This window comes from Microbacterium sp. G2-16M (assembly GCF_055809115.1).
Window position 1 is genome coordinate 1 of sequence record NZ_CM147897.1, and the last position, 17679, is coordinate 17679.

Sequence of the window (17679 nt, forward strand, 5' to 3'; positions counted from 1 at the left end):
AGAGCGGAGAGGCCGGAAGGCCCCGCACCCCTCAAGCAGTGAACACCTCCCATCTCCACCACGATCCGATGTCTTCATCGGTCTCCGAAGTGGTAGCATGGGACGTCCAGCCCGAGGGCGGCGTGTCGAGTCGAGATGCCGTGCGGACTGGGTATGATTGGGAAGTTGCCCTGCGCGATGGATTTTGTCCGGGTTGTGGGTGCGTCCGGTCTTTGAGAACTCAACAGCGTGCACTTGTCAAATGCCAAATTTTATCCTCGTCGGTTGACCATTTGTTTGGTCGGCTGGTGAGATTCCTTTGGATCAATTTATGGATTGTCAGTGATGGCATTTCTGTTGGTCATGGTTGAACTCGCTGCAGCGTCTGCCGTTTTCCCGGTGGTGTTGTGGCATCGTTTTTTTACGGAGAGTTTGATCCTGGCTCAGGATGAACGCTGGCGGCGTGCTTAACACATGCAAGTCGAACGGTGAACCAGGTGCTTGCACTTGGGGATCAGTGGCGAACGGGTGAGTAACACGTGAGCAACCTGCCCTGGACTCTGGGATAAGCGCTGGAAACGGTGTCTAATACTGGATATGAGCTGTGGCCGCATGGTCTGCAGTTGGAAAGATTTTTCGGTCTGGGATGGGCTCGCGGCCTATCAGCTTGTTGGTGAGGTAGTGGCTCACCAAGGCGTCGACGGGTAGCCGGCCTGAGAGGGTGACCGGCCACACTGGGACTGAGACACGGCCCAGACTCCTACGGGAGGCAGCAGTGGGGAATATTGCACAATGGGCGGAAGCCTGATGCAGCAACGCCGCGTGGGGGACGACGGCCTTCGGGTTGTAAACCTCTTTTAGCAGGGAAGAAGCGGAAGTGACGGTACCTGCAGAAAAAGCACCGGCTAACTACGTGCCAGCAGCCGCGGTAATACGTAGGGTGCAAGCGTTATCCGGAATTATTGGGCGTAAAGAGCTCGTAGGCGGTTTGTCGCGTCTGCTGTGAAATCCCGAGGCTCAACCTCGGGCCTGCAGTGGGTACGGGCAGACTAGAGTGCGGTAGGGGAGATTGGAATTCCTGGTGTAGCGGTGGAATGCGCAGATATCAGGAGGAACACCGATGGCGAAGGCAGATCTCTGGGCCGTAACTGACGCTGAGGAGCGAAAGGGTGGGGAGCAAACAGGCTTAGATACCCTGGTAGTCCACCCCGTAAACGTTGGGAACTAGTTGTGGGGTCCTTTCCACGGATTCCGTGACGCAGCTAACGCATTAAGTTCCCCGCCTGGGGAGTACGGCCGCAAGGCTAAAACTCAAAGGAATTGACGGGGACCCGCACAAGCGGCGGAGCATGCGGATTAATTCGATGCAACGCGAAGAACCTTACCAAGGCTTGACATATATGGGAACGGGCCAGAAATGGTCAACTCTTTGGACACTCGTATACAGGTGGTGCATGGTTGTCGTCAGCTCGTGTCGTGAGATGTTGGGTTAAGTCCCGCAACGAGCGCAACCCTCGTTCTATGTTGCCAGCACGTTATGGTGGGAACTCATGGGATACTGCCGGGGTCAACTCGGAGGAAGGTGGGGATGACGTCAAATCATCATGCCCCTTATGTCTTGGGCTTCACGCATGCTACAATGGCCGGTACAATGGGCTGCGATACCGTGAGGTGGAGCGAATCCCAAAAAGCCGGTCCCAGTTCGGATCGTAGTCTGCAACTCGACTACGTGAAGTCGGAGTCGCTAGTAATCGCAGATCAGCAACGCTGCGGTGAATACGTTCCCGGGTCTTGTACACACCGCCCGTCAAGTCATGAAAGTCGGTAACACCTGAAGCCGGTGGCCCAACCCTTGTGGAGGGAGCCGTCGAAGGTGGGATCGGTAATTAGGACTAAGTCGTAACAAGGTAGCCGTACCGGAAGGTGCGGCTGGATCACCTCCTTTCTAAGGAGCATCTGGAGATCTTCGGGTCTTCCAGGCGCCAGGTCATCACCGGATGTGTGGTGCTGGTTAGCTCATGGGTGGAACATTTGACATGGCATCAGCGCAGCTGATTCTTGCTAGTACGCCGTTTTCGGATGGTTGGAAGGTGGGGGTTGGGGAGCGGGGTGTCTGCACGTTGTTGGGTCCTGAGGGACTGGCCGTGGCTGCCTTTCGGGGTGGTTGGTGGTTTCCTCGTGGGCTCGTTCCTGTCGCCGGTTGGTGGTGGGGGCGGGTGCCGCCCGTACTTTGAGAACTACACAGTGGACGCGAGCATCTTAAAGAAATAATTTGGCCGACCCTTTTTGGGGGTTGGTCTGCTCATGTGATTTCAAGTCTTTAAGAGCGAACGGTGGATGCCTTGGCATCTGGAGCCGAAGAAGGACGTAGCAATCTGCGATAAGCCTCGGGGAACTGATAAGCAAGTTTTGATCCGAGGGTGTCCGAATGGGGAAACCCCGCCAGGCGGCGTGCCGACCTGGTGACTCCCGCCTGAATGTATAGGGCGGGTAGAGGGAACGTGGGGAAGTGAAACATCTCAGTACCCACAGGAAGAGAAAACAACCGTGATTCCGTGAGTAGTGGCGAGCGAAATCGGAAGAGGCTAAACCGTGCACGTGTGATATCCGGCGGGAGTTGCGTGTGCGGGGTTGTGGGACTTTCCTGGCTGTTCTGCCGAGCAGCCGGCGTGACAAGAGAGTATAGGCGAATCGTCTGGGAAGGCGAGCCATAGCAGGTGAGAGCCCTGTAGCCGAAATGCTTGTTCTTGGCGCGGAGAGTATCCCAAGTAGCACGGGGCCCGAGAAATCCCGTGTGAATCTGTCAGGACCACCTGATAAGCCTAAATACTCCCAGATGACCGATAGCGGACAAGTACCGTGAGGGAAAGGTGAAAAGTACCCCGGGAGGGGAGTGAAATAGTACCTGAAACCGTTTGCTTACAAACCGTTGGAGCAGCCTTGGTAGCTGTGACAGCGTGCCTTTTGAAGAATGAGCCTGCGAGTTAGCGATATGTGGCGAGGTTAACCCGTGTGGGGTAGCCGTAGCGAAAGCGAGTCTGAACAGGGCGTTCAGTCGCATGTCCTAGACCCGAAGCGAAGTGATCTATCCATGGCCAGGCTGAAGCGACGGTAAGACGTCGTGGAGGGCCGAACCCACTTAGGTTGAAAACTGAGGGGATGAGCTGTGGATAGGGGTGAAAGGCCAATCAAACTTCGTGATAGCTGGTTCTCTCCGAAATGCATTTAGGTGCAGCGTTGCGTGTTTCTTGCCGGAGGTAGAGCTACTGGATGGCCGATGGGCCTCAACAGGTTACTGACGTCAGCCAAACTCCGAATGCCGGTAAGTGAGAGCGCAGCAGTGAGACGGTGGGGGATAAGCTTCATCGTCGAGAGGGAAACAACCCAGACCACCATCTAAGGTCCCTAAGCGCGTGCTAAGTGGGAAAGGATGTGGAGTTGCTTTGACAACCAGGAGGTTGGCTTAGAAGCAGCCACCCTTGAAAGAGTGCGTAATAGCTCACTGGTCAAGTGATTCCGCGCCGACAATGTAACGGGGCTCAAGCACGCCACCGAAGATGTGGCATTGACACTTGTGGTAGGCCTTCGTGGTCCAGCCGTGTTGATGGGTAGGAGAGCGTCGTGTGGCCGGTGAAGCGGCGGGGTGACCCAGCCGTGGAGGCCACACGAGTGAGAATGCAGGCATGAGTAGCGAAAGACGTGTGAGAAACACGTCCTCCGAAAGACCAAGGGTTCCAGGGTCAAGCTAATCTTCCCTGGGTAAGTCGGGACCTAAGGCGAGGCCGACAGGCGTAGTCGATGGACAACGGGTTGATATTCCCGTACCGGCGAAGAACCGCCCCAGTCAATCCAGTGGTGCTAAGAGTCCTAGCGTGGCGTTGCCGGATCCCTTCGGGGTGATGGTTGCTGCGTGAACGCTCGACCCCATGCTGGTGCGGCTAGCGTATTAACAGGTGTGACGCAGGAAGGTAGCCCAAGCCAGGCGATGGTTGTCCTGGTGCAAGTGCGTAGCCCGAACGGTAGGCAAATCCGCCGTTCATGAAGGGTGAGACACGATGCGGATGAAAAGTGGGTGATCCTATGCTGCCAAGAAAAGCATCGACGCGAGGTTCCAGCCGCCCGTACCCCAAACCGACTCAGGTGGTCAGGTAGAGAATACCGAGGAGATCGAGATAATCGTGGTTAAGGAACTCGGCAAAATACCCCCGTAACTTCGGGAGAAGGGGGGCCATCCACTTATACCGCCTTGCGTGGGAAAGGGTGTGGTGGCCGCAGAGACCAGTGGGTAGCGACTGTTTACTAAAAACACAGGTCCGTGCCAAGTCGCAAGACGATGTATACGGACTGACGCCTGCCCGGTGCTGGAAGGTTAAGAGGAGCGGTCAGCCGCAAGGCGAAGCTGCGAATTTAAGCCCCAGTAAACGGCGGTGGTAACTATAACCATCCTAAGGTAGCGAAATTCCTTGTCGGGTAAGTTCCGACCTGCACGAATGGCGTAACGACTTCCCAACTGTCTCAACCACGAACTCGGCGAAATTGCATTACGAGTAAAGATGCTCGTTACGCGCAGCAGGACGGAAAGACCCCGTGACCTTTACTATAGCTTGGTATTGGTATTCGGTGTGGCTTGTGTAGGATAGGTGGGAGACGGTGAAGCCCGGACGCTAGTTCGGGTGGAGTCATTGTTGAAATACCACTCTGGTCACTCTGGATGCCTAACTTCGAACCGTGATCCGGTTCAGGGACAGTGCCTGGTGGGTAGTTTAACTGGGGCGGTTGCCTCCCAAAGAGTAACGGAGGCGCCCAAAGGTTCCCTCAACCTGGTTGGCAATCAGGTGTCGAGTGTAAGTGCACAAGGGAGCTTGACTGTGAGACTGACAGGTCGAGCAGGGACGAAAGTCGGGACTAGTGATCCGGCAGTGGCTTGTGGAAGCGCTGTCGCTCAACGGATAAAAGGTACCTCGGGGATAACAGGCTGATCTTGCCCAAGAGTCCATATCGACGGCATGGTTTGGCACCTCGATGTCGGCTCGTCGCATCCTGGGGCTGGAGTAGGTCCCAAGGGTTGGGCTGTTCGCCCATTAAAGCGGTACGCGAGCTGGGTTTAGAACGTCGTGAGACAGTTCGGTCCCTATCCGCTGCGCGCGTAGGAAGTTTGAGAGGATCTGACCCTAGTACGAGAGGACCGGGTTGGACGAACCTCTGGTGTGTCAGTTGTTCCGCCAGGAGCACCGCTGATTAGCTACGTTCGGGATGGATAACCGCTGAAAGCATCTAAGCGGGAAGCCGGCCTCAAGATGAGACTTCCATACCTTCGGGTGAGAGGCTCCCAGCCAGATTACTGGGTTGATAGGCCGGATGTGGAAGCGCAGTAATGCGTGCAGCTGACCGGTACTAATAAGCCGATGACTTGATAACACACGCCCTTTTTCCTGCGGGTGCTTGCGTCCACTTTGTGGTTCTCGACGTACGGTCGGGCACCGCACACCAGAACAAGACTTTTGTTGTGCAGACTGAAACGTCAATAGTGTTTCGGCGGCCATAGCGAGAGGGAAACGCCCGGTCCCATTCCGAACCCGGAAGCTAAGCCTCTCAGCGCCGATGGTACTGCAGGGGCGACCCTGTGGGAGAGTAGGACACCGCCGGACTTCCATTCCAGAAATGGCCACCCATCTTGGGTGGCCATTTCTGCGTTACGGGGTCCACAATGGCAGGGCAAGGGAGAGATATGGCTGATCGAGAGGACCGTCACGACGAGCGTCGGGATGGTGGACGACCGTCCTTTGACGTTCCCCGCCGGGATGGCGCGGGGGCCGGCAAGGACAGGAATCCGACGCAGCGGAGCAAGCCGGCGCATGGCGACCGCGCACCTCGCGGCGATTCCGCGGGCGAGCGCCCCTATCGGGGACGCGACGAACGTCCGCACCGCGACACCGGATCCCGGCCCCAGCGCTCGAACGAGGGCGGTGACCGCCCGTATCGCGGTGGTGGTTCGACTGGTGGGGATCGTCCGTATCGCGGTGGTGGTTCTTCTGGTGGGGATCGTCCGTATCGCGGTGGTGGTTCTTCTGGTGGGGATCGTCCGTATCGCGGTGGTGGTTCTTCTGGTGGGGATCGTCCGTATCGCGGTGGTGGTTCTTCTGGTGGGGATCGTCCGTATCGCGGTGGTGGTTCTTCTGGTGGGGATCGTCCGTATCGCGGTGGTGGTTCTTCTGGTGGGGATCGTCCGTATCGGGGTGGTGGCTCGTCTGGTGGGGATCGTCCGTACCGGGGTGGTGGCTCGTCTGGTGGGGATCGTCCGTACCGGGGTGGTGGCTCGTCTGGTGGGGATCGTCCGTACCGGGGTGGTGGCTCGTCTGGTGGGGATCGTCCGTACCGGGGTGGTGGCTCGTCTGGTGGCGATCGTCCGTACCGTGGCGGCGGCTCGTCTGGTGGCGATCGTCCGTACCGTGGCGGCACCTCGGGAAGCGGTGACCGGCCGAATCGGGCCGGCTCCGAGCGCAGCGGCCGACCGTATCAGGGCGGTTCTGCACGTGATGATCGGCCGGCTCGGGGAAGCGCCGGCGATCGTCCGTACCGCGACCGCGGCTCTGATCGACGTGATCGCCCGTACAGCGGGGCGGGTTCCGACCGGAGCGACCGCACCGACAGAGAGCACCGGCCCTATCGGGATGACCGACCCCAGCGGGACGATCGGCCCCGTCGGGACGATCGACCCTATCGAGACGATCGGCGCCGACCCGACAGCCATCGTGGACAAGACTCGGACCGTCGCTCTTCGCGTCCCCCGCAGGACGTGCGCGAGGATCGCCCGCGCGATCCCCAGCTGCCGGACGAGATCACGCCGAAGGACCTCGCCCCGGCAGCCCGCAATGAGCTGAAGACGCTGAGCAAGGAGAATGCGGAGCGCGTCGCGCGGCATCTCGCGATGGCGGCGCAGCTCATCGACGACGATCCGGCGCTGGCGCACGAGCATGCGCTGGCCGCATCGCGGCATGCCGGACGCATCCCCGTCGCACGGGAGACCGTGGCGATCACGGCCTACGCGCTCGGCGACTACGCGCTGGCGCTGCGCGAACTGCGCACGTACCGGCGGCTGTCCGGCCGCGAAGACCAGATCGCTCTCATGGTCGACAGCGAGCGCGGGGTCGGTCGGCCGGAACGTGCTCTCGAGGTCGGGCGGTCGGTCGAGCGGTCCACGCTGCCCGCCGATGTGCGCGTGCAGCTGGCGATCGCGATGTCCGGGGCATGGCTCGACCAGGGGGACGCGAGCCGTGCCCTCCAGGAGCTCGAGATCCCCGAGGCCGATCCCGACCACGCCTACGAATGGAGCCCGGCGCTGTTCGCCGCGCGGGCCACGGTCCTCGAAGAGCTCGGCCGGACGGATGAGGCCACCCGCTGGCAGCGACTCGCCGATGTCGCGGCCGACGCGCTGGACGAGGCATCCGGTGTCGGACAGGACGAGACCGTGTACGTCGAAGATCTCGAAGAGGATCTCGACGAGGCGGGAGAAGACCCGCCTGCGGATGCCGCGGATGCCGACGACCAGGCGGTGCCCGACGACCAGGCGGATGCCGGCGACCGAGAGGATGCCGACGACCAGACTGAGGTCGAGCCTCAGGATGACGACCTCGCGGCCGACGAAACCGAGGACGGGGCCGGCACAATCTCGGCGGACCGAGGACAATCTCGGCGGACCGAGGACAATCTCGGCGGACCGACAACAACAACCTCCGCGGACGGAGGACAACCTCGGCGGACGGAGGACAACCTCGGCGGACCGGGGACAACCTCGGCGGAGGGGGACGGGGAGTGAAGGGCGTGTTCGCGCGGCTGCGCGGGGAGGCGCCCGCGGAGAGCACGGCGACGCCGCTCGACGGGATCGACACGGTGCTGGCCGACCTCGACGGCGTCGTGTACACCGGCGCAGGGGCGCTCGCGCATGCCGTGGACAGCCTGAACCGGGCGGCATCCGAGGGGCGCAGGCTCGGCTACATCACCAACAACGCCTCGCGCACCGACGCGAACGTGGCCGCGCATCTGCGCGACCTGGGCCTGAATCGCACGGTGCCCGAAGACATCGTGACCAGCCCCCAGGCCGCCGTGCGGCTGCTGCGCACGAAGATCGCCCCGCCGGCGACGATCCTGGTCGTCGGCGGCGAAGGGCTTGTCACCGAGGTCGCCCGCGCCGGCTACACCGTCACCGCGAGCGCGGAGGACGCGCCGGCGGCGGTGCTGCAGGGGTTCTCTCCCGACATCGCCTGGACCCAGCTGGCGGAGGCCGCGTACGCGCTGCAGACGCCCGAGGAGGAGGGCGGCATCCCCTGGATCGCGACCAACACCGACTGGACGCTGCCGCAGGAGCGCGGGATCGCTCCCGGCAACGGCACCCTCGTCTCGGCTGTGCACACCGCGGTGGGACGACTGGCCACCGTGGCCGGCAAGCCGGAGACGCCGATCTTCCACGAGGCGGTGGCGCGCTTCGAGGCACGTCGGCCGCTGTTCATCGGCGACCGTCTCGACACCGACATCGCCGGGGCGCAGGCCGCCGGCATCCCGTCCGCGTTCGTGCTGACCGGAGTCGACCGCCCCAAGCACCTGTTGGCCGCGCCGCCCACCAGCCGCCCGGACTACATCGTCGCGGACCTGCGCCAGCTGTTCGAGCCGTATCCGACCACCCGCACCGAGGGCGACCGTACGCAGGTCGGCGACGCCGTGGTGCAGATCGACGGTGCCGAGCTGCGCGTGGTGCAGGCGGGTCCGCATCCCATCGATCTGGTCCGCGCAGGCGCGGCAGCCGTGTGGGACTCGGGGCGGGCCATCTTCGGCTTCCACGTGCAGGAGGAGTTGTACGCCGACCCGTTCCGCCCCTGAGCACGGCGGGGTGCCCGGCGCTAGCATGGGGACCATGGAGGACGTGGAGCACGACGAGCTGATCAGCCGCCTGCGGGTGATCGAGGGCCAGCCGCTCGCCGAACGGGCCGACGCCTACGCGGCGCTGCACGAAGAGCTCGCACGCGTGCTGGACAGCGGCCCGGCGACCCCTCCGACCGCATGACGCAGCGGCTCGATCAGGCGCTGGCCGCCCGGGGACTGGCCCGCTCGCGCACGCACGCCCAGACCCTCATCGCGCAGGGACTGGTCACCGTCGACGGGCGCGCCGTGGTCAAGGCATCCGCCCCCGTCGACGACGCGGCCGAGATCGGCCTGGCCGGCGCCGACCATTACGTGAGCCGCGCTGCGCACAAGCTCCTCGCCGGACTGGATGCCTTCGCCGTGCCGGTCGCCGGACGTCTCGCGCTGGACATGGGCGCCTCCACCGGCGGATTCACCCAAGTGCTGCGCGAGCGCGGCGCCGCTCCGGTGATCGCCGTCGACGTCGGCCACGACCAGCTGGCGGCCGAGATCGCCGCGGACCCCGGCGTGATAGCGATCGAGGGGTTCAACGTCCGGTACATGACCGCCGCATCCCTGCGCGAGGCGTCGGGGATCGAGGCCGCGCCGCAGCTGATCTGCGGCGACCTGTCGTTCATCTCGCTGCACCACGTGCTCCCGGCCGTCGCGGCGGTCGCCGCACCCGCCGCCGATGTCGTCCTGCTGGTCAAGCCGCAGTTCGAGGTGGGGCGCACCGCGGTCCGGGGCGGCCTGGTGACCGATCCGGCGCTGCGGTCCGAGGCGGTCGCCGACGTGCTGTGGGCCGCCTGGGACGTCGGCCTCGGCACCCACGGGGTCATCCCGTCGCCGGTGGTCGGCACCCACGGCAACCGGGAGTACGTGGTCCACCTGATATCGGGATCCGAGGGGAATCCGACAGAATGGACGGGCATCGTGAACGCGGCGACGGGAAGCACATGACGACGGATCAGCGCAGCATCCTGGTCGTCGCGCACGCCCAGCGCGAGGACACGGTCGAGGCGGCGGCGCACGTCATCGACGCGCTGCACACCGCCGGTGCGCGGCCCGTGCTGGCCGCCGACGACCGGGAAGAGCTGATCGGCCTGCGGCCGGAGCTGCGCCGGACCTCGACGCTCGGCACGGACGTGGCCGTCTCCGACATCGAGCTGGCGATCGTGCTCGGCGGCGACGGCACGATCCTGCGGGCCGCCGAGCTCGTGCGCGGCGGGACGGCGCCCGTCCTCGGGATCAACATGGGGCATGTCGGCTTCCTCGCCGAGATCGAGCGCGACGACATGGACAACGCCGTCCGGCGCGTCATCGACCGCGACTACCGCGTCGAGGAGCGGCTCGCACTGTCGGTGCGCGTCAAGGACGTCAGCGGCGCGGTCATCTACTCGACCTGGGCGCTGAACGAAGCCACCGTGGAGAAGGCGAGCCGGGAGCGGATGCTGGAGGTCGTCGTCGAGATCGACGGCAGGCCGCTGTCGAGCTTCGGGTGCGACGGCATGGTCGTGTCCACCCCGACCGGCTCCACCGCCTACAACTTCTCGGCCGGCGGCCCCGTCATCTGGCCCACCGTGGCCGCGATCGCGGTGGTGCCCCTGTCGGCGCATGCGCTGTTCGCGAAGCCGCTGGTGCTGGGGCCCGAGACGGCGGTGGCGATCGAGGTGCTGGAGCGGACGAACGGCACCGGCATCCTCTGGTGCGACGGCCGACGCTCGCACGAGCTCCCTCCGGGAGCCCGGGTGGTCGTGCGGCGCTCCGAGGAGCCGGTGCGCCTGGCGCGACTGCACCCGGCGGCGTTCACCGACCGGCTGGTGCGGAAGTTCCAGCTTCCGGTCGCCGGGTGGCGGGGGAACGGGGACGGGCCGGGAGCCCGGCCGTGATCGAGCACATGCAGCTGCGCGACCTCGGTGTGATCGCCGAGGCGACCCTGCCCATGGGTCCGGGCTTCACCGCCATCACCGGCGAGACCGGGGCGGGAAAGACCATGGTGGTCACCGGCCTCGGACTGCTGCTGGGCCAGCGCGCCGACTCCGGGGCCGTTCGCGCCGGGGCCGCGCAGGCGTCGGTGGACGGAGTGTGGATCGTGCCCGATGCCGGCCCGGTCGCCGAGCGGGTGCGCGACGCGGGCGGCGAGGTCGAGCCGATCGGCGACGGGCGGGCCGAGCTCTATCTGGGACGGACGCTGTCGGCCGAGGGCCGCAGCCGGGCCACCGTCGGCGGCCGGACCGCCCCGGCCGGGGTCCTGGCCGATCTCGCGGACCGGCTCGTCGTGGTGCACGGGCAGTCCGAGCAGCTGCGGCTGCGGTCATCCGCCGCGCAGCGCGATGCGCTGGACCGGTTCGGCGGCGACCCGGTCGCCGGCGCTCTGCGGGAGTATCAGCAGCGCTACGATCACTGGCGCACGCTGGATGCCGAGCTGACCGCCCTGATCACGGACCGGGATGCTCGGGCCGCCGAGGCCGAGGCGCTGCGCGCCGCCCTCGCCGAGATCGAGCAGGCCGACCCGCAGCCGGGCGAGGACGTCGAGCTGAACCGTCGGGCCGAGCGGCTGGCGAACGCCGAAGCACTGCGCGAGGCCGCCGCGACCGCGCACGCCGCCCTGTCGTCCGAGGATGACGAGCCCGACGTGACCGCGCTGGTGGCGCACGCTCGGCGTGCGCTGGAGCGGGCCGCGGAGGACGATTCCACGCTGCGGGCGCTGGCCGAGCAGGCCGCCGACATCGGCTACCGGGCGGCCGATCTGGCAGCCGGCATCTCCGGGTACCTCGCCGACCTCGACGAGTCCGGCCCGCACGAGCTGGCCGCCGTTGAAGAGCGGCGTGCGGTGCTCGGCGGGCTGGTGCGCACCCATGGGACGCTCGAGGCTGCGCTCGAGCTGCTGCAGACCGGCTCGGCGCGGCTGGCCGAGCTCGATGACGACGACGACCGCATCGAGCGGCTGACCGCCGAGGGCCGGGCCGCGGCATCCGACCTCGATGCGGCGGCCGCGACGCTGACCGAAGCGCGCCGCGGGGCCGCGCAGCAGCTCGGCGACGCCGTGACCGAAGAGCTGCACGCGCTCGCGATGCCCGACGCCCGCGTCGAGGTCGCGGTGAGCGACGCGCCCGCCTCGACGCACGGCCGGGACGAGATCGCGATCCTGCTGGCCCCGCACCCCGGCGCCCCGGCACGACCGGTCTCACGCAGCGCATCCGGCGGAGAGCTGAGCCGGGTCATGCTCGCGATCGAGGTGGTGATCGCCGCGACCGACCCCGTCCCCACGTTCGTCTTCGACGAGGTCGACGCCGGCATCGGCGGCGCCGCGGCCATCGAGGTGGGGCGCCGGCTCGGCCGGCTCGCGCGGTCGGCGCAGGTCATCGCCGTCACCCATCTCGCCCAGGTCGCCGCGTTCGCCACGAACCACCTGAGCGTGGTGAAGTCGAACGACGGGACGGTCACGTCCTCGAGCGTGCGGCGGCTGGAGGGCGCCGACCGCGAGGCCGAGATGGCGCGGCTGCTGTCCGGGCTCACCGACTCGGATGCCGCGCTCACGCACGCCCGGGAGCTGCTGGACACGGCTCGCGGGGCCGCGTGAGCTCCGACGACCCCGGCGGCGGCCTGCCCGACGCTCCTGTGCCCGACGGACCCATGCCCGACGGCGCCGTCCGGGTGGAGCAGCGCCGTCCCACCCCGCTGTACCGGTGGCTCTCGGCGCGCCTGCTGCGCCTGGAGGCATGGGTGCGCTCGCACGGCTCGGCGAACATCCGCTGGGCCACCCGGGTCGGCTGGGCGCTGGTGATCGGCATCGGCATCCTGCTGCTGGCGGGTCCCGTGATCAACAGACCGATCGGCTTCGACGACATCACCGCCTCGGCCGAAGGCGCCACCGACACCTGGATCGCCCGCTCCTTCGCCGCCGACTGCACCCTCGCCCGGTCGGCGGACGGTCGCCTGCACGTCGAGGTCACCGAGCGGATCACCGCCTTCTTCCCGGATGATGTGGACGAGGATGCCGTCGAGCGCGTCATCCCGTCGCAGTACGAATCGCACGACCTGGACCCGACCCTGGTCTCGGCCACGTTCGACGGGGCCGAGACCGGCGTGGACACCGTGCGCGCGCCCACGCGCACGACGTTCCGCATCCAGCGCGATGCGCCGCTGACCGGCGACCACGAGCTCGTGCTGCGGTACACGCTGCGCGATCTGGCGTACCCGGCAGAGAACGTTTCCACCGGGCGGATCGAGGACCTCCTGGAGTGGAACGTCTTCGGCCCGGACTTCCCGCACGGCGTGGCGCACTCGGCGCTGACCGTCACCGTGCCGCGCGCACTGGTGGCGGACTACTCCCGGCAGCCGCACGGCGGCATCTCCTGGCTGCTGCTGAGCGACTCCTCACAGCTCGAGCCCGACACCCAGACCGCCGCCGCCGTCACCTACTCGCTGGTCAACGACCAGAACATCCCGCCGTACGCGACGTTCTGGTTCCGGTTGCCCTTCCAGCAGGGGACGTTCACCATGCCGGCCCCCTCGTTCCTGTACTGGGTGCAGGTGATCGGCCCGTTCGTGCCCCTGCTCCTGCTGGCCGCGACGCTGCTGTTCGCCCTGGCCGCACGGGCGGTCGCGTGGGCGGATGCCCGGGGTCGGGCCTGGTACGTCTACCAGGAGCAGCCGCCGCCCGGCGTCGAGCCGGCTCTCGCCGCCCGGCTCTGGCGGGCCGTGCTCACCTCGGGTCTGGCCGGGGCCGTGGCCGACCATCGCGCCGCGCCGAAGTCGGCGGCAGCGCGGCGGGCCCTGGGGCGCGCCGCGGCGCGCACCGGCCGGATCGGAAACCTCTTCACCGCGTGGTCGCGCTACCTGTCTGCGCCGGCGTGGCGTGAGCAGTTCACGCGGGGTCTGCGGCGGGTGCCCACCGGCTTCGTGCGCGACTCGTTCATCGGTGCGGCCCTGGCCTGGACCATGCTGCAGTGGGGACTGGTGCGTCAGCTGTCATACCAGGTGCCGCTGTCCGTGTACTGGTGGCCGCTCGCGATCGTGGTCGTCACCACGGCCCTGGCCGTCGTCATCCTCGTCCTCGCGCTCAGCGCGCGACCGCTCACTCGACAGGGCGCGCTGGTCAAGGAGCACCTGCTGGGTCTGCGCCTGTTCGTGCAGCGCACCCGCGGCGACGAGCGCACGTCGCTGTCCGATCCGCTGCTGCCGTATGCGGTGATGTTCTCGCCCTCCCGGCGCGCCGGGCGGCTGGTGCGGCGCCTGCTCGCCGACGAGGGCATGCGGGCCAAGGCCGAGGCCGATCCGCAGTTCGTCACCGGTGGACGACTCGTCGTCCGGACGGCGGCGGTGGTCGCGGTGATGGCGGCGATCGCCATCGCGGTGTGGGTTCCGGCATCCACCGCCCGTCCGCCCGACGACGCCGTCTACGACGGCGACCTGCCCGGCGACTACGGCGTGTTCGTCACCGACTTCTCCTCCGATGCGACGGCGACCGTCGGCCCCGGCGAGCGGGTCCGCCTCGACGTGCAGGAGACGATGACCGCGACGGTCGGGGGCGACTACCAGGACGTGCCGCAGGTGCTGCGGCAGTGGCACGACGACGTCGCCGGTCACCGGATGGCGCTGACCGTGGCATCCGTCACCGTCGACGGGGCCGCCGTCCCGTTCACCCAGCGCCGGATGCAGGGCCAGGCGCTGCTGCAGACGAAGATCCCGGACGACTGGCCGGGGGAGCATGCGATCGTCATCCGCTACCGCATCGATGATCCGGTCGCCACCGTCTGGGAGGACGGGGAGTGGCGCCAGCAGCTGCGCTGGACGGCGCTGAATCCGGGGTGGGACTTCGGCTGGGCCGGCACGGATGCCGCCCCCGCGCACATCGCGGTCGGTCTCACCGTGCCCGCCTCGATGAGCAGCGCCGCGTCAGGCGCGTCGGGATGGCTCGGCGACCAGTCGTGGCCGGACACCGGGCTGCGCGCGGTCGGCACGACGGCGGGGCCGGGCGGCACGGTGCGGTATCAGCAGGAGTACGCCGTCGACGAGGACGGGATGTGGCAGGCCGTCGAGGACGAGAACGGGCCGTTCCTGCCGGACGACGACTTCCAGGGCGTCCAGCTGCAGTTCGCCGACGGCACGTACGCGGCCGGATCGCCGATGGTCTACGTGGGCGACGCTCTGGCGCGCGCGCTGCCGATGATCCTCGCCGTCGCGCTGACCCTGGGGACGCTGGTGTGCGCGGCGATCGGAGTCGTGCGCGCACGTCGCGGGCCGGTGCAGGGGCTCGCACGGGATGTCGCGCGGTGGCTGCCCGTCGGGTTCACGCTCGCCCAGGGCATCCTGTTCGTCTGGATGACGCAGGACCTGTACGGCGACGAGGCGACGTTCCTGGTGCCGCTGCTCCTGCTCGGCATCAGCGTCGCCGCCACGGTGCTCGTCCTGGTGTGGACCCGCACGCGCCGTCGGCATTCGCACAGCGGACCCGGCCGAGTCACTGATAGGATTAAAGCCCGTGATGCATAGTTCAGACGCAGGCAGTTTCGATCCCGTCTCCGACACCACGAAGTCCGACACCACGGAATCCGACGACACCACCAAGCACATCTTCGTGACCGGTGGTGTCGTCTCGTCTCTGGGCAAGGGACTGACCGCCGCGAGCCTGGGGAATCTGCTCACGGCGCGCGGACTGCGCGTGGTCATGCAGAAGCTCGACCCGTACCTGAACGTCGACCCCGGGACCATGAACCCGTTCCAGCACGGCGAGGTGTTCGTCACCGACGACGGCGCCGAGACCGACCTGGACATCGGGCACTACGAGCGCTTCCTCGACGTGAACCTGAATCAGGCCGCCAACGTCACCACCGGGCAGATCTACTCGCGGGTGATCGCGCGCGAGCGCGCCGGGGAGTACCTCGGCGACACGGTGCAGGTGATCCCGCACATCACCGACGAGATCAAGCGCCGCATGCGTCTGCAGGCCGACGCCGTTCCCAAGCCGGACGTCATCATCACCGAGGTCGGCGGAACGATCGGCGACATCGAGTCGCAGCCGTTCATCGAATCGGCCCGGCAGATCCGGCACGAGCTGGGGCGCGACAACGTGTTCTTCGTGCACGTGTCGCTGCTGCCCTACATGGGCGCGTCCGGTGAGCAGAAGACCAAGCCCACCCAGCACTCCGTGGCCGCGCTGCGCTCGATCGGCATCCAGCCCGACGCGCTGGTGCTGCGCAGCGACCGGCCCGTCACCGACGCGAACAAGCGCAAGATCGCGCTGATGTGCGACGTGGACGAGCGCGCGGTCGTGAACGCGGTGGACGTGCCGAGCATCTATGACATCCCGTCGATGCTCAACGACCAGGGCCTGGACGCCTACATCGTGCGGGCGCTGGGGCTGACCCGCGCCGCCGAGGTCGACTGGTCGCGCTGGCAGAAGGTGCTCAACGCGGTGCACAACCCCAAGCACGAGGTGACGATCGGGCTGGTCGGCAAGTACATCGACCTGCCGGACGCCTACCTGTCGGTCACCGAGGCGCTGCGCGCCGGCGGGTTCGCACAGGAGACGCACGTGAAGATCCGCTGGATCCCCTCCGACACGTGCGAGACGCCGGAGGGCGCGCAGGCGGCGCTGGCCAGCGTCGACGGCATCATCGTGCCCGGCGGCTTCGGCATCCGCGGCATCGAGGGCAAGCTGGGCGCGCTGCGCTTCGCGCGCGAGCAGGGCATCCCGACCCTCGGGATCTGCCTCGGACTGCAGTGCATGGTCATCGAGTACGCCCGCCACGTCGCGGGGATCGCCGGGGCGTCCTCGAGCGAGTTCGACCCGGACTCGTCCGATCCGGTCATCGCCACGATGGCCGAGCAGGTGGACATCCTGGCCGCCGGCGATCTGGGCGGCACCATGCGACTCGGGCTGTACCCGGCCGATCTGGCCGAGGGGTCGCTGGCTGCCGAGCTGTACGGCTCGACCAGCGCATCCGAACGGCACCGCCACCGCTACGAGGTCAACAACGCGTACCGGGATCGGCTCAGCGAGGCCGGGCTGGTGTTCTCGGGGCTGTCGCCGGATCGCAACCTGGTCGAGTACGTCGAGCTGCCGCGCGACGTGCACCCGTATTACATCGCCACCCAGGCCCACCCCGAGCTGCGCTCGCGTCCCACCCATGCGCATCCGCTGTTCCGCGGTCTGATCGAGGCGGCCGTGGAGCGTCACCGCGCCAGCGAACTGTTCGACGTCGACAATGGCGACTGATCCGGCGGCGCTGCGGGACGAGCCGTTCACCCCGGAAGCCGTCTCGAGCGAACTCGTCTTCGACGGCAAGGTGTGGGACGTGCGCCGCGACACGTTCGGCTACAACGGCGACGAGCTGGTGCGCGAGTACGTCGCCCACACCGGAGCGGCGGCGGTCGTGGCGATGGACGAGGACGACCGGGTGCTGCTGATCCAGCAGTACCGCCATCCCATCCGGTACCGGGACTGGGAGATCCCCGCCGGACTGCTGGATGTCTCCGGCGAGCCGCCCGAGCACGCGGCGCGCCGCGAGCTCGCCGAGGAAGCCGACATCGCCGCGACCGAATGGTCCGCGCTGGCCAGCGTCTTCACCACTCCCGGGGGCAACGACGAGGTCGTGCACATCTTCCTGGCGCGCGGGCTCAGCCCGGTGCCGGGCGGGTACGTGCGCGGCGCGGAAGAGGCCGACATCCGGGTCGAGTGGGTTCCGATCGCGGATGTCGTGACCGCCGTCCTGCAGGGGCGGATGCGCAACGGCATCCTGTCGGTGGGGGTCCTGGCGGCGGCCGAGCATCTGCGGCGGGCCGCCTCCGGGGTGTGAC

The 17679-nt window shown here is 66.8% G+C and carries 10 protein-coding genes and 3 rRNA genes; all 13 read left to right on the plus strand.

The features are described 5' to 3' along the window. Positions 1-399 precede the first annotated feature (399 nt). Positions 400-1924, plus strand: a 16S ribosomal RNA gene (locus AC0L6F_RS00005). A 365-nt stretch (positions 1925-2289) separates the two neighbouring features. Beyond that, positions 2290-5397, plus strand: a 23S ribosomal RNA gene (locus AC0L6F_RS00010). A gap of 113 nt (positions 5398-5510) precedes the next feature. Further along, positions 5511-5627 (plus strand): 5S ribosomal RNA (gene rrf, locus AC0L6F_RS00015). Together the 16S, 23S and 5S rRNA genes form the textbook arrangement of a ribosomal RNA operon. Positions 5628-5945: 318 nt before the next feature. Then, positions 5946-6860 carry a hypothetical protein gene (locus AC0L6F_RS00020; protein ID WP_473538715.1) on the plus strand — a complete coding sequence of 305 codons (915 nt, stop codon included), beginning with the start codon at positions 5946-5948 and terminating at the stop codon, positions 6858-6860. Further along, positions 6776-7795: a hypothetical protein gene (locus AC0L6F_RS00025; protein ID WP_473538716.1), complete on the plus strand. Its 1020-nt coding sequence runs from the start codon at positions 6776-6778 to the stop codon at positions 7793-7795. Before AC0L6F_RS00020 ends, AC0L6F_RS00025 begins: the two co-directional genes overlap by 85 nt. Continuing rightward, positions 7792-8853, plus strand: a complete 1062-nt coding sequence (locus AC0L6F_RS00030) for an HAD-IIA family hydrolase (RefSeq protein WP_473538718.1) — start codon at positions 7792-7794, stop codon at positions 8851-8853. Before AC0L6F_RS00025 ends, AC0L6F_RS00030 begins: the two co-directional genes overlap by 4 nt. A 34-nt stretch (positions 8854-8887) precedes the next feature. Next, positions 8888-9037 carry a hypothetical protein gene (locus AC0L6F_RS00035; protein WP_259611671.1) on the plus strand — a complete coding sequence of 50 codons (150 nt, stop codon included), beginning with the start codon at positions 8888-8890 and terminating at the stop codon, positions 9035-9037. After that, the gene (locus AC0L6F_RS00040; RefSeq protein ID WP_473538719.1) at positions 9034-9834 is read left to right on the plus strand and encodes a TlyA family RNA methyltransferase; all 801 of its coding nucleotides are present in this window, start codon (positions 9034-9036) and stop codon (positions 9832-9834) included. Before AC0L6F_RS00035 ends, AC0L6F_RS00040 begins: the two co-directional genes overlap by 4 nt. Beyond that, entirely contained in the window at positions 9831-10763 is a 933-nt protein-coding gene (locus AC0L6F_RS00045) for an NAD kinase (RefSeq protein ID WP_274635872.1), read from the plus strand. Before AC0L6F_RS00040 ends, AC0L6F_RS00045 begins: the two co-directional genes overlap by 4 nt. Then, positions 10760-12457: a DNA repair protein RecN gene (gene recN, locus AC0L6F_RS00050; protein WP_473538721.1), complete on the plus strand. Its 1698-nt coding sequence runs from the start codon at positions 10760-10762 to the stop codon at positions 12455-12457. The genes AC0L6F_RS00045 and recN overlap by 4 nt, the downstream gene beginning before the upstream one ends. Further along, positions 12454-15372 carry a hypothetical protein gene (locus AC0L6F_RS00055; RefSeq protein ID WP_473538722.1) on the plus strand — a complete coding sequence of 973 codons (2919 nt, stop codon included), beginning with the start codon at positions 12454-12456 and terminating at the stop codon, positions 15370-15372. The genes recN and AC0L6F_RS00055 overlap by 4 nt, the downstream gene beginning before the upstream one ends. Beyond that, positions 15365-17098 carry a CTP synthase gene (locus AC0L6F_RS00060; RefSeq protein ID WP_259613374.1) on the plus strand — a complete coding sequence of 578 codons (1734 nt, stop codon included), beginning with the start codon at positions 15365-15367 and terminating at the stop codon, positions 17096-17098. Before AC0L6F_RS00055 ends, AC0L6F_RS00060 begins: the two co-directional genes overlap by 8 nt. After that, positions 17088-17678 carry an NUDIX domain-containing protein gene (locus AC0L6F_RS00065; protein ID WP_259611678.1) on the plus strand — a complete coding sequence of 197 codons (591 nt, stop codon included), beginning with the start codon at positions 17088-17090 and terminating at the stop codon, positions 17676-17678. Before AC0L6F_RS00060 ends, AC0L6F_RS00065 begins: the two co-directional genes overlap by 11 nt. The last annotated feature ends 1 nt before the right edge of the window (position 17679 follow it).

Bases quoted from the DNA above. Each gene is read 5' to 3' on its own strand.
- AC0L6F_RS00035 (WP_259611671.1), top strand. From the start codon at position 8,888: ATGGAGGACGTGGAGCACGACGAGCTGATCAGCCGCCTGCGGGTGATC.
- AC0L6F_RS00040 (WP_473538719.1), top strand. From the start codon at position 9,034: ATGACGCAGCGGCTCGATCAGGCGCTGGCCGCCCGGGGACTGGCCCGC.
- AC0L6F_RS00045 (WP_274635872.1), top strand. From the start codon at position 9,831: ATGACGACGGATCAGCGCAGCATCCTGGTCGTCGCGCACGCCCAGCGC.
- AC0L6F_RS00060 (WP_259613374.1), top strand. From the start codon at position 15,365: ATGCATAGTTCAGACGCAGGCAGTTTCGATCCCGTCTCCGACACCACG.
- AC0L6F_RS00065 (WP_259611678.1), top strand. From the start codon at position 17,088: ATGGCGACTGATCCGGCGGCGCTGCGGGACGAGCCGTTCACCCCGGAA.